Origin of the sequence: Paeniglutamicibacter sp. ZC-3 (assembly GCF_025847175.2) — a bacterium.
GTDB classification, from domain to species: Bacteria; Actinomycetota; Actinomycetes; order Actinomycetales; family Micrococcaceae; genus Paeniglutamicibacter; species Paeniglutamicibacter sulfureus.
In genome coordinates, this window is record NZ_JAOYTG010000005.1 from 185,364 (window position 1) to 196,502 (window position 11,139).

Consider the following 11,139-nt stretch of genomic DNA (forward strand, 5'->3'; position numbering starts at 1 on the left):
GGCATGGTTCCAGGGTCAGGAAAGAACATCCTTGCTGGCGAACCGGCCATAGGCCAGGGCGCCAAACACCAGCAGGTACCCTCCCTGCAACAGCGCGTTCTGCCCGAATTCGCTCCAGCGGATGGGGTCTCGCAGCAGATCGGCGAAGCCCAGCCAATGATGGGTGAACAGCCATGGATGCAGCCAATCCAGCTGCGGTAGCTGGCCAAGGATCTGCGCGGTCACGGCCAGTACGGCGATGGCGGCCATGGCGCCAACGGGGACGTCGGTGAGCGTGGAGATGAACAGGCCCAGCATGGTGAGCCCCAGCAGCGACACCGCCACGTAAAGCGCCACCAAGCCCACCCGCAACACTGCCGCGGGTGCGGAAATGGTGGTTCCCGACAGCAGAGTCACCGGCCCGGTGGGGAACAGCAGCGCCCCGATGCCCAGTCCGCATACCGCCACCATGGCCGCCGCGGCCAGGCAGAAGAGCGCCGCCACGATGAACTTGACCAGCAGCAGGCGCGGGCGGGAGGCAGGTGCGGTGAGCAGGTAGCGCAGCGTCCCGGTCCCTGCCTCGCCGGCGATGGTGTCCCCGGAAACCACGGCGACAGTCAGCGGCAGGAACAGCGGGATGCACACCAGCAAACCGGTGATTGCGACAAACAAGCCGTTTCCCGCCACGCGGTCAAGGAACGCCGGCCCCCGCCCGCTGGGCGGGCCCGACGTCAGGCGCACCGCGACGGCAATGAGCACCGGCACCGCGCCCAGCGCCAGGAGCATCGCCCAGGTGCGGCGGCGCCGAAAAAGCAGCGCCACCTCGTTGGCCAGCAAGCCGCTACTGGACAAGGTCGAACCCCTCCCCCGTCAGTGCCACGAATCTCTCTTCGAGGCTGGCCGCCTGAACGGTGAAGCCCCGCACGCGCACGCCTGCGGCGACGAGTTCCTCCACCAGCCTTTCGGGCTCGGGCGCCTCGGAGCCGAGCACCGCATCAAGGACCCCGTCGTCGCCGGCGGGCACCGGGTCGACACGCGCGTCGAGGCCCAGCCGTTCCAGCACCGCCAGGGCAACGCCGGTGTCCGGGGTGCGCAGGGAGACCATGGGCCTCCCATCGGCCCGCAATTCCTCCAGCGTGCCCTGGGCCACCAGGTTTCCGTTGCTCATCACCGCCACGTGGCTGCACGTCTGTTCGATCTCACTGAGCAGGTGGCTGGAAACAAAGACCGTGGTCCCCTCCGTGGCGAGCACCCGTATCAGGTGTCTGACCTCGCGGGTTCCCTGCGGGTCCAGCCCGTTGGTCGGTTCGTCGAGCACCAGCAACTCGCGTTCGGCCATCAGCGCATGGGCAATTCCCAGGCGCTGCTTCATGCCCAGCGAGTAGGCGTGCACTGCCAGCCGTGCGGCCTTGCCCAACCCGACCTTATCCAGGGCTGCGTCCACGCGGCGATGGCGGGTGGACGCGTCGGAGGTGCGGTCAGCGGAATCAAGCCGAACGAGGTTGGCCCGACCGGAAAGGAACGGGTAGAACGCGGGACCTTCGATCAGGGAGCCCACCCGCGGCAGCACCCGGGCTGCCGAGGCGGGCATGGGTTCGGCGAGTAGCGAGATGCTGCCGGCGTCGGGGGTTGCCAGGCCCAACAGCATCCGGATGGTGGTGGTCTTGCCCGAGCCGTTCGGTCCCAGGAATCCGAAGATCGAACCGCGCGGTACGGCAAGGTCCAGGTCATTGACCGCGCGGCGTTTCCCAAAGCTCTTGCCCAGCCCCGTCGTGCGGATGGCCAGGTCCTCGGGTTCCTGCACCGCAGTCACTGGTCGTTGGCCGCGGCCTGAAGCCTCGCCACCGTCACGGCGCCGAAGACCATGCGCCCGTCATCGGTGACCAAGACATTGAGCAGCGAGGTGTGCAGCAGTCTTCCGCCTTCGACCGGGGTGGCCAGCTGGTTGAGCAGTTCGTTCGCAGCCAGGTCCTCGGGGACCTGGCTGGCGGGAACCACCACGACGGTGTCCCAGCCGGTGCCGTTGATCGCGCCGGAGGGATCGGCGATGTCCTTGGAATCTGGTTCGACGGTTTCGTCCTTGGCACCGGGTTTGTGGTCCGGGAACCGCTCGGAGTCCTTGTGGCCAAGGTGATCCTTCGGGATTTGCCGTTCACTCACCTCAGCCCCCGGCGGTGGAGTGAATTCGAAGCGATCGGCCGCAGGTGTCTCCGGGGTGAACGTGGTGAATCCGATGGCTATGGCCGGATCTTCCTGCTCGACCGCATCCACGACGACCTCCAGTGGTGCCCCGGTGACGGCGTCGACGCCGATGCTCACCTTTGCTATCAGGGAGTCCTCGCTGCGCGGGTCCAATTCAAGGATGTAGGCGTCCCGGCCGGCCACGCGAGTGTCGTCCTGCACGCTAATGTCGGTGTTTGGCCCCATTGCATCGAGGAAGTGGTCGGCAACCCCCGCGGGAGTTGGCGGCTGCATCGTGTGCCGTGGCGGGCCGGCTTGGTGGTGGGATTCGGGAAGCGTCACATGGACCGCGGTGTTCTCGGCCGAGTCGTAGTGCCACAGCGAGGAACCATTTAGGATGATGTTCTGCTCGTTCATCTCTTCCATGACCTGGATCCGCGCCTTGTCCGGTCCGTCCACGTAAACTCTTGCCTCGTGGGTTCCCGAGAGCGACGAGAGCAAGCCCAGCATGTCGGCGCCGGCGGATTCGGGATCATCCGAATCGACCCCTGCCTCCGAGGGCCCCGGCCGCGCCATGCCGGCGCTTCCCGCATCCGGCAGCTGCGGGATCCCCAGGTCGAGTGTCGTGCGGGCGGTGCCGGAGAAGTCGGTGACATGGGATCCCGCGATCATCTGCAGGACCTGTTGCGGCGTCTTGGGTTCGAGCTGCACCTGGGCGTTCGCGGAGATCGAGGCACCCACCGCGAAGGCGGCAATGACGGCGGGCGCCAGCGCGGCGGGTATCCATTTCTTGAGTACAGCGGATTTCACGGCCATCAGTCCCCATCAAGCATCTTGGTATCTCCACCGTACGCCGGTGCGGCGGCGTTGGCGATGCCAAGCGGGGGGCTCCCGGACGGCCGGCAGGAACCGTCAGGCTTCCGAGGCGCCTGCATCGGCCGTCGGTCCGGGTTCCCACCGCAACAGGTCCCCGGGTTGGCATTCGAGCACGTCGCACAATGCCTCGAGCGTCGCGAAGCGAACTGCCTTGGCCCGTCCGTTCTTGAGAACGGCCAGGTTGGCCGGCGTGATTCCGATGCGTTCGGCGAGCACTCCAACCTGCATCTTACGCCTGGCAAGCATGATATCGATATCCACGATGATCGGCATCAAATAACCTTGTCGAGTTCGGCGCGCATCCCCAGCGCCTGGGCCAGCAGCATGCGCAGCATAATGACGATGAGCGCCACGCCGCCGACCAGCAGTGCCCCGCCGCAGAGCAGCAGGACAATTCCCGGGGCGACTGCCTCACCTGGCGCCAGCACCACGGCCATGGCGAAGGTGAGCAAGGCTGCCGCGGCGACGGCACCAATCACGATGTCCACGTAGCGGAAGGCACCGCGGGAGAAAACCGTTCCCCTGCGCACCATGCTCAACAACCGCCACACGCAGACCATGGAAACCTGGACGGTGACGATACCCAGCAACACGATCACGATCATGGGGGTCCGCACGGCAATGACGTCGGGGCCCGCCTCATTCAGGTCGATGGCCAGCAACGGAACCATCACCGCCTGCACGAACAACGATCCGGCAAGGCCCAGCGCAAGGACAATGCGCAACGCGAGGACAGTAATTTTTCCCATCGAGGGGCTCCTAATATCGTTTAACGATTCTAATCTATCGTTAAACGATAAGTAGAGCAATCCTGATACAGCGCGCAGAGGACCTCATCGGGCATGAAAAGGAGGGCGAACCAAAGCGGTCAGCCCTCCTTCATCCCCTGCACTTCCACGCGGAAACGACTACCTGACAGGACTCTCGGCAAGGATTGCGTCGATCTGTCCTGCTGCCTCGCGCATGCCCTCGTCCATGCCCATCTTGGTCATTTCTTCGAGCTGCTCGGCACTTTCAAATGAGGACACCGAGGTCATCCGGGTTTTCCCGTCTTGTTCCTCCAGGCTGACCACGCAACGCGTGGTGCCGAGAAAGCCGCTTGGCTCGCCGTCGTCCCCGGCGAATCCGTCCTGGAATTCAAAGCCGTTCGGCGCATCCACCGACAAGATCTTCCACCAGCCACGGGCCTTTTCGCCGTCCGGTCCACTCATGTAGTACCTGCATTCCCCGCCTTCGGAAAACTCGTGCCGAACGAAAGTTGCGGGCCACATCGGCGGACCCCACCACCGCTCGAGCTGCCGGGGATCTTCCCAGACCTGCCAGACGCGTTCCTTCTTTGCCTCGAATTCGGCAACGAGCGTGAGGGTGAGGTTTTCCGGGTCGGTTTGAACGCTGATGACGCTCATGGTTTTGCTCCTTCATGTTCGCCGGAGAGAATGTCTCCGATCATGCCGACGCGTTGCCGCCAAATGCCCTCGTAGGCTTCCAGCAGCCGGGCGGCACGGCGCAAGGATTCCAGGTTCCCGTGCACAATCTGCTCCCTTCCGCGTCGCTCCTTGGTGATCAGCGATGCTTTTTCGAGCACCGCCACGTGCTTTTGCACGGCTGCGAAGCTCATGTCATAGCGCTTCGCCAAATCGGAAACCGACTGCTCCCGGAGCATCGCCTGCTTGATGATGTCGCGCCGGGTTGCATCCGCCATGGCCTGGAAGATGCGGTCGATCTCGAGTTCACTCAATACATGTACAACCATTTGGTTGTAGGTTAGCTTGCCGAAAAGACTGACGCAAGACCTACGCGGGATCGTTTTGGATTCACGGCGTCTGGGCGCAACGCCCCGCCGTGGGCACCCAGCGTTGCAGTCCCCACACCAACAATCCCGAATCACCCGACGGTGCAAACAACTTCAGGGCGGCGGACCGGTCCCGGCGCCCCGGGAGATCCTAACGGCCCGACGGATCCTGGTTGGGCTTGGAAGGAGACGAAGCCGGGGTCCCCGCGGACACACCGGGATGTTCCCGGTCCGGGGCCTCTTCGTTGACCCATGCGGCCAGGGTGCGCAGCTTGGATTCGGATTCGGAGCCGGGCTCGGTGGTGTAGATGAAAAGCGTCTGGTCTTGTTCCCCGGTGACGGCAAGCGCCTCGTAGCGGATGTCGAAGCGGCCCACTAGCGGGTGGTTGAACCGCTTGATCCCGTCGCGGCGCTCGACCACGCGGTGATCCGCCCACCAGGTGCGGAACTCCTTGCTGTGGACAGAGAGTTCGCCGATAAGTTGGGCCAGCAGCGGGTCATCGGGATGCCGACCGGCGTCCAGGCGCAGGGTGCCGACCATCGACGAGGCGGTCTTTTCCCAGTCCACATATCTTTCGCGGGCCTCTTCCTCCAGGAAGGTCCAGCGGACCAGGCTGCGCTCGCGCACCGGCTTGGAAGGAAAATCGGCGAGCAGGAACGCGGCCAGCGGGTTCATGGCCAGCACCTCGGTGCGCCGGCCCCTCACGAACGCGGGATGCTCGGTGAAGGAGGACAGCAACTGGATGATCGACGGGCGCACGTGCTGGACTTGGCTCACCGGCCCGTCTCTGCGCGGGGCAGCCACGGAGCGGGCGAGGTCGAACAGGTGCCGCGTGGTCGGTTCGTCAAGTTGCAGGGCGTCGGCCAGAGCTCCCAGCACGGCCTCGGAGGGTCGTTTGTGCCGGCCCTGCTCCAGCCGCGTGTAGTAGTCGGTGCTCACCTTGGCCAGGGCCGCGACCTCTTCGCGTCGCATTCCCGGCACGCGCCGGCGTGGACCGCCGTCTCCGGCGGGCAGGACCAGCGCACGGCGGGCTTTGAGGAACTCACCGAGTTCGGTACCGGGAATCATTTCCGACGCTCCTTCCAGCACGGGACGGAATCCCAGCTTACGGCCGAATGGCATCAGGAGGTGCGGTGCATCTTGTGGATTGCGGCCTGGGCCAACGGCTTGATCACCAGTTGGTCGATGTTCACGTGGTGCGGGCGCGACAGGGTCCAGGTGATGGCTTCGGCGACGTCGTCGGCCGCCAGCGGGTTGGGCACTCCGGCGTACACGGCATCGGCGGAGGCCTGGTCGCCGCCGAGCCGGCGCAGGGAGAATTCCTCGGTATGAACCAGTCCCGGGACGATCTCGATCACGCGGATCGGTTCACCGTTGAGTTCCAGGCGCAGGGTCTCGGCGACTATGCGCTCGGCGTGCTTGGCCGCAGCGTAGCCGCCACCGCCCTCGTAGGTGCCCTGGCCGGCCACCGAGGAAACCACCACGATGTCCCCGCGACCGGAGGCCCGCAGGGACGGCAGCAGGGCCTTGGTTAGCCGGACCGTGCCCAACACATTGACGTCGTACATCCAGGCCCACTTTTCCAGGTCCGCGTCGGCGACCGTCTCGGTGCCGCGGGCGCCTCCGGCATTGTTGATCAGGGCATGGACTTCGCCCGCCGCCTCAACGATCCGGGCAACGTCGGCATCCGAGGTGATGTCGGCGACCAACACGTCGCAGCCGATCTCGGCGGCCAGCGCCTCGAGGCGGTCGGCGCGGCGCGCAACCGCAAGCACCGACCAACCGGCGGCGACCATTTGGCGGACGGTGGCGGCACCGATACCGGTGCTCGCACCTGTCACCACGGCTCGCAAAAGTCGTGGGGAAGTTGTGGATTCGTTCGTTTTTGTCATGTTTCAAGTTCACCACTTGCGTTCCTGCCTTGGTGGCACCAACCGTGCCCAGCTGTGCCGGGGTATGGCATACCCCGGCACAGCTGGGCACCGCCCTTGGTGTTGCGCAGCCTGTTTCAATGGTGGACTAGTAGTAGTCACTTTTCCCCTCGAGCAGGAGCCTGCATGCCTAGCCATACCTCTGAGCAGTCCACCCGGGGACCCCTCGTAGCCGCGGCACCCTCCCGTTCGCGCCTGCTTGAGCGCCCCGAGGTCCGCCCGGCCGGACTACGCGACTTGTTCCGGGACGTTGCTCCGCAATACGTCGCCAATGGGGTGATCGGCCTGATTTTCTCCGCGTCCGGACCGATCGCGGTGACCCTGGCCGTCGGAGCGGCAGGTGGCTTGAGCCAGGCCGAGCTGGCCTCCTGGGTTTTCGGTATCTTCCTCTCCGCAGGCCTCGCCACCCTGGTAATGTCGCTGCTCTACCGCCAGCCGCTCGGGTTCGCATGGTCAATCCCCGGGACCGTGTTGCTGGGCCCTTCCCTACAACACCTCTCATTCCCGGAAGTGGTGGGGACGTTCTTTGTCTCCGGCCTGCTCATCCTGGCTTTGGGGGCCACAGGTGTGGTGCGACGGTTCATGGCAGCCATCCCCATGCCCATCGTTATGGCCATGGTCGCGGCCGTGTTCCTGCGCTTCGGCACAGACATCGTCACTTCCTCCCAGGCCAACCCTGTCATCGCAGGGCCGATGGTACTGGCGTTCGTTGTCCTGTCCGCGGTACCCGTACTGGGGAAGTACCTCCCCCCGGTGTTGGGCACCCTGGCGACTGGCATCATCGCTGTGGTGGCAAGCGGGCAATTCGCACTGGATTCCAGCCCTGGACCGATCTTCGCCACACCGGTGTTCACCGCACCCGAGTTCACCTGGGCCGCGCAGCTTGAACTCGTGGTGCCGCTGGCCATCACCGTGCTGATCGTCCAGAACGGTCAGGGGGTGGTGGTGCTGCGCGCTGCCGAACACAAGCCCCCGGTCAATGTCTTTGCCATTATCTCCGGCTCGTTTTCGATCGTCAACGCCGCGTTCGGCGCCGTCTCCGCCTGCGTGTCAGGTCCAACCAATGCACTACTTACGTCCTCCGGTGATAAACACCGCCAATACACCGGCGCGGTGGTCTACGGAATGTTGTCTCTGGTTTGCGCGCTGTTGGCTCCCACGCTGACCCAATACATGCTTGCCACACCCGAAGCCTTTATCTTGGCCCTGGGTGGGCTAGCCATGTTCAAGGCCCTCCAACAGGCTTTTGTCGCGGCCTTCTCCACAAGTTTCACGATCGGAGCGCTGGTGACCTTCGTGGTGACGATTTCGGACATGAACCTGCTTAACATCCATGCCGCGTTCTGGGGCATACTCTTCGGCTACATCCTCTCCCGCCTGATGGAGCGGCATGACCACGCTTCCTCCCCTCAGGCGCCATAACGGTAAACCGTCATGCTGAACGCTTCGACTCTGTTGCCGAGAGCGACAGCATCAGTGAATGCCGGATCTTCCAAACGATGCACGCAACGGGAAACCGGAAGACGGGTGACTGTTTGCTCTCCGAGCGGTAAATCGACGGCGAGGGAATCATGCGCCAGCAGGTGGGTGCTGAAGCAGTACCGGCGATCCAATTGGCATTTCCTGCTGTAGCCCGATCGGTCTCCTGTTGGCCGCATGCCGGCCCGTTCCACCACCAAATCCGAGCATGAAGCTTGCTGGCAGGTGCTGAACTTCTTATTTCACGAGCCCCGACCTGATTTTACTCCTGCGCATCCCATGCCCGTGCGATGTACCAGCCAGACTGGCGCAGCGGGTAAAGTCAGGCGCCCGTTGGGTTCCGAAGACTATGTTCATCGGAACTTCAACTATTTTTCGGCTCGCCCCACTGCGCGCGGGAATATGTCGCATTCAGATGTTACAAACCAACTGCTCCAACGGGGTGGCGTGGATCGGACCGGCTTCCCGATTGAGCTGCCTGCACGACGCGTTTTCACGCTGAGAAATAACCTCAGCCAATATGGATATGGCTGTCTCTTCAGGTGTCCGAGCGCCAAGGTCAAGTCCGATGGGTGCGTTGAGCCGCAGTAGCTCGCTTTCATTCAGGCCTCGAGCAACCAACCGTTCGCGCCTGCGATCGGTGGTGGACCGTGAACCCATGGCCCCGACATAGGCTGCCGGAGAACGAAGCGCCACCTCAAGCAACGGATCGTCGAACTTCTCGTCATGTGTCAGCACGCACAAAATGGTGCGGTCATCGATATGCGTCTCTTCAAGGTATTTGTTGGGCCAGCTCACGACGATTTCGTCGGCATCGGGGAAGCGTTCCGCGGTGGTGAAGACCCCGCGGGCGTCGCAGATCGTGACGTGGTGGCCCAGGACCTTGCCCATCCTCACCAAGGCGACAGCAAAATCGTTAGTTCCGAAAACAATCATGCGCGGGGGCGGCACGAAGGAATTGATGAAAATCATTTCACCCGTTTCTCCGTCCTTGTCGTCGGCATCCAGGTGCACCATTCCGCAGACGCCTCGGGCCAGCATCTGCCGCACCGTGGCGAGAGTCCCCTGCACACTGTCTTCGCTGCCGATGTTCCCCTCATGCCGGTCCGTGAAAACCAGCATGTGAGACGACTCCGTAGCCCCCCGAAGCACGGTGACCGAGGCGACCTGCTCCCCGCGCAGGATGGCCGCGGCCACAGCCTGTAAGTGGTCAAGCTCCTGTTGCCTGACACGCTCGATATAGACGTGGATCGTTCCTCCACAGGTCAGCCCCACCGTGAAGGCCTCATCATCGGTAAAGCCATATTTCTGCAGAACTGGCTCCCCTGTGGCAAGCACTTCCTCGGCGCGGATGTAGATGTCGGATTCCACGCAGCCACCCGAGACGCTCCCGATGACGCTACCATCACCCATAATGGCCATACAGGTGCCGGTTTCCCTAGGCGCGCTTGAGGATGTCTGGACCACGGTGGCCAAGACAAACGACTCCCCGCGATCCAAGACGGGCTGCAGCTGCGACCAAAACAGACTCATGGCCTATACCTGGGCTTCGCTGCCCGGGCAGGAGCCGTTTTCATCCCGGCCGCAGCAGCCACCGTTCATTTCACGCCCGGCCTGTTCAACGGCATCGACGATGCCGACGTAGCCGGTGCAGCGGCAGATGTTCCCTGACATTTCCTCACGAATCCGTTCGCGGGAGGGTTCAACTTCCCGGTGGAGCAGATCCAGAGCGGACATCAGCATTCCCGGTGTGCAAAATCCGCACTGGAGCCCGTGCTTGTCCCTGAAGGCGCGCTGTACCGGGTGCATGGTGCCGTCATCCCCGGCCAGGCCCTCAATGGTGGTGATGGAGGCGCCCTCCGATTGCACGGCGAGGACCAGGCAGGAACGAACCGGCCGGCCATCGACCAAGACGGTGCAGGCTCCGCAGACTCCCTGTTCGCAGCCCACGTGGGTTCCGGTGAGCCCGACGTCTTCGCGGATTGCGTCCACAAGGGTGCGTCGTGGTTCGACGTCGACCTGCTCGTGCCGTCCGTTGATGTTCAGGTTGACTTTCACGAGATTGCTCCAATCAGCGAGGGCTTGCTGGCAATGGCCAGCGCCCTGCGGGTAAATTCCTGGGTCATCGCGCTGCGATATTCCGCGGAGGCATGGATGTCCGTTGAAAACTCCAGGCCCGCCGTGACCGCGCGCGATGCTTCGTCCAACCGTGCGGCGCTTAACTCTCCGCCGTTCAACACGGCTTCGGCCTCCTGTGGCCGATGGGCGGTCCCGGAAACGCCGCCCACGGCAATGCGCCACTGTCCCTGGACCTCGGCCACGACTACCGACACCATGCCGAAATCACCATGACGGCGCGACAACTCGGCGAATCCCCAATTGCCAGGCACGGGCATGCGTGCACCAATCAGGATTTCGTCGGCTTCCAAGCAGGTGTCCAGCGCCCCCACGAAGAATTCGGCCGCGGGGACTTCACGTTCACCGCCGGGGCCGGCAATGACCAGGGTAGCTTCGAGCGCCGTCGCCACCACGGGCAGCTCCGCCGAGGAGTCGGCGTGGGCGATGCTGCCGCCGAAGGTGCCTCGGGAGCGTATCGCCGCGTGCCCGATCCATTTGGCGGCCTCCGCAAGCAGAGGCACCTTTTGCTGTTCGACCAGCTCACAGTGGCGCACCAGCCCGCCGATGTGCAGGATGCCGTCCTCGCAGTTGAAGTAGTCGAGACCGGGGACTCGGTTGATGTCAACCAAGAGGCTCGGTCGGCTCAGTCGCATGGCCAGCACAGGCATCAGGCTCTGGCCGCCGGAAATGACCTTGCCATCCCCTTCGCTTTGGTGCAGTACTTCCAGTGCTTCGGCGAGGGACGTGGCGGCCGTGAATTCAAAGGGCGCGGGTTTCATGGA

At 63.9% G+C, this 11,139-nt stretch carries 13 protein-coding genes; 1 reads left to right on the top strand and 12 read right to left on the bottom strand.

Annotation, left to right across the window (positions count from 1 at the left end; translation table 11 throughout):
• Positions 1–15 precede the first annotated feature (15 nt).
• From OIU93_RS08250 to OIU93_RS08290, 9 genes are all read right to left on the bottom strand, one after another.
• Complete coding sequence (locus tag OIU93_RS08250; protein WP_264269610.1) at positions 16–831, bottom strand: ABC transporter permease; 816 nt, start codon at positions 829–831, stop codon at positions 16–18.
• Positions 821–1,792 carry an ATP-binding cassette domain-containing protein gene (locus OIU93_RS08255; RefSeq protein ID WP_372342887.1) on the bottom strand — a complete coding sequence of 324 codons (972 nt, stop codon included), beginning with the start codon at positions 1,790–1,792 and terminating at the stop codon, positions 821–823. The genes OIU93_RS08250 and OIU93_RS08255 overlap by 11 nt, the downstream gene beginning before the upstream one ends.
• Positions 1,789–2,976 carry a hypothetical protein gene (locus OIU93_RS08260; RefSeq protein ID WP_264269612.1) on the bottom strand — a complete coding sequence of 396 codons (1,188 nt, stop codon included), beginning with the start codon at positions 2,974–2,976 and terminating at the stop codon, positions 1,789–1,791. Before OIU93_RS08260 ends, OIU93_RS08255 begins: the two co-directional genes overlap by 4 nt.
• 96 nt (positions 2,977–3,072) lie before the next feature.
• Positions 3,073–3,309, bottom strand: coding sequence for a helix-turn-helix transcriptional regulator (locus OIU93_RS08265; protein WP_264269613.1), 237 nt, complete (start codon positions 3,307–3,309; stop codon positions 3,073–3,075).
• Positions 3,309–3,785 carry a DUF2975 domain-containing protein gene (locus OIU93_RS08270; RefSeq protein ID WP_264269614.1) on the bottom strand — a complete coding sequence of 159 codons (477 nt, stop codon included), beginning with the start codon at positions 3,783–3,785 and terminating at the stop codon, positions 3,309–3,311. The genes OIU93_RS08265 and OIU93_RS08270 overlap by 1 nt, the downstream gene beginning before the upstream one ends.
• Positions 3,786–3,944: 159 nt before the next feature.
• Positions 3,945–4,442: an SRPBCC domain-containing protein gene (locus tag OIU93_RS08275; protein ID WP_264269615.1), complete on the bottom strand. Its 498-nt coding sequence runs from the start codon at positions 4,440–4,442 to the stop codon at positions 3,945–3,947.
• The gene (locus OIU93_RS08280) at positions 4,439–4,789 is read right to left on the bottom strand and encodes a helix-turn-helix transcriptional regulator (RefSeq protein WP_264269616.1); all 351 of its coding nucleotides are present in this window, start codon (positions 4,787–4,789) and stop codon (positions 4,439–4,441) included. The genes OIU93_RS08275 and OIU93_RS08280 overlap by 4 nt, the downstream gene beginning before the upstream one ends.
• 190 nt (positions 4,790–4,979) lie before the next feature.
• Positions 4,980–5,897: a helix-turn-helix transcriptional regulator gene (locus OIU93_RS08285; RefSeq protein ID WP_264269617.1), complete on the bottom strand. Its 918-nt coding sequence runs from the start codon at positions 5,895–5,897 to the stop codon at positions 4,980–4,982.
• Between the two features lie 53 nt (positions 5,898–5,950).
• Positions 5,951–6,721: an SDR family oxidoreductase gene (locus OIU93_RS08290; RefSeq protein ID WP_264269618.1), complete on the bottom strand. Its 771-nt coding sequence runs from the start codon at positions 6,719–6,721 to the stop codon at positions 5,951–5,953.
• Positions 6,722–6,886: 165 nt separating this feature from the next.
• Here OIU93_RS08290 and OIU93_RS08295 point away from each other — a divergent pair, with 165 nt between their 5' ends.
• Complete coding sequence (locus OIU93_RS08295; protein WP_264269619.1) at positions 6,887–8,182, top strand: benzoate/H(+) symporter BenE family transporter; 1,296 nt, start codon at positions 6,887–6,889, stop codon at positions 8,180–8,182.
• Between the two features lie 468 nt (positions 8,183–8,650).
• On the opposite strand, the gene OIU93_RS08300 is transcribed toward OIU93_RS08295, so the two are convergent.
• From OIU93_RS08300 to OIU93_RS08310, 3 genes are read right to left on the bottom strand one after another with little or no spacing between them, the layout of a single operon-like run.
• Positions 8,651–9,772 (bottom strand): XdhC family protein, encoded by a 1,122-nt coding sequence (locus OIU93_RS08300; RefSeq protein ID WP_264269620.1) that lies wholly within the window; start codon positions 9,770–9,772, stop codon positions 8,651–8,653.
• Positions 9,773–9,775: 3 nt separating this feature from the next.
• Entirely contained in the window at positions 9,776–10,297 is a 522-nt protein-coding gene (locus OIU93_RS08305) for a (2Fe-2S)-binding protein (protein WP_264269621.1), read from the bottom strand.
• Complete coding sequence (locus OIU93_RS08310) at positions 10,294–11,136, bottom strand: xanthine dehydrogenase family protein subunit M (protein WP_264269622.1); 843 nt, start codon at positions 11,134–11,136, stop codon at positions 10,294–10,296. Before OIU93_RS08310 ends, OIU93_RS08305 begins: the two co-directional genes overlap by 4 nt.
• Between the last annotated feature and the right edge of the window lie 3 nt (positions 11,137–11,139).

Excerpts from the sequence above, each read along its gene's own strand:
- OIU93_RS08260 (WP_264269612.1), bottom strand. The coding sequence starts at position 2,976 with ATGGCCGTGAAATCCGCTGTACTCAAGAAATGGATACCCGCCGCGCTG.
- OIU93_RS08295 (WP_264269619.1), top strand. The coding sequence starts at position 6,887 with ATGCCTAGCCATACCTCTGAGCAGTCCACCCGGGGACCCCTCGTAGCC.
- OIU93_RS08310 (WP_264269622.1), bottom strand. The coding sequence starts at position 11,136 with ATGAAACCCGCGCCCTTTGAATTCACGGCCGCCACGTCCCTCGCCGAA.
- OIU93_RS08280 (WP_264269616.1), bottom strand. The coding sequence starts at position 4,789 with ATGGTTGTACATGTATTGAGTGAACTCGAGATCGACCGCATCTTCCAG.
- OIU93_RS08300 (WP_264269620.1), bottom strand. The coding sequence starts at position 9,772 with ATGAGTCTGTTTTGGTCGCAGCTGCAGCCCGTCTTGGATCGCGGGGAG.
- OIU93_RS08290 (WP_264269618.1), bottom strand. The coding sequence starts at position 6,721 with ATGACAAAAACGAACGAATCCACAACTTCCCCACGACTTTTGCGAGCC.
- OIU93_RS08275 (WP_264269615.1), bottom strand. The coding sequence starts at position 4,442 with ATGAGCGTCATCAGCGTTCAAACCGACCCGGAAAACCTCACCCTCACG.
- OIU93_RS08270 (WP_264269614.1), bottom strand. The coding sequence starts at position 3,785 with ATGGGAAAAATTACTGTCCTCGCGTTGCGCATTGTCCTTGCGCTGGGC.
- OIU93_RS08265 (WP_264269613.1), bottom strand. The coding sequence starts at position 3,309 with ATGCCGATCATCGTGGATATCGATATCATGCTTGCCAGGCGTAAGATG.
- OIU93_RS08285 (WP_264269617.1), bottom strand. The coding sequence starts at position 5,897 with ATGATTCCCGGTACCGAACTCGGTGAGTTCCTCAAAGCCCGCCGTGCG.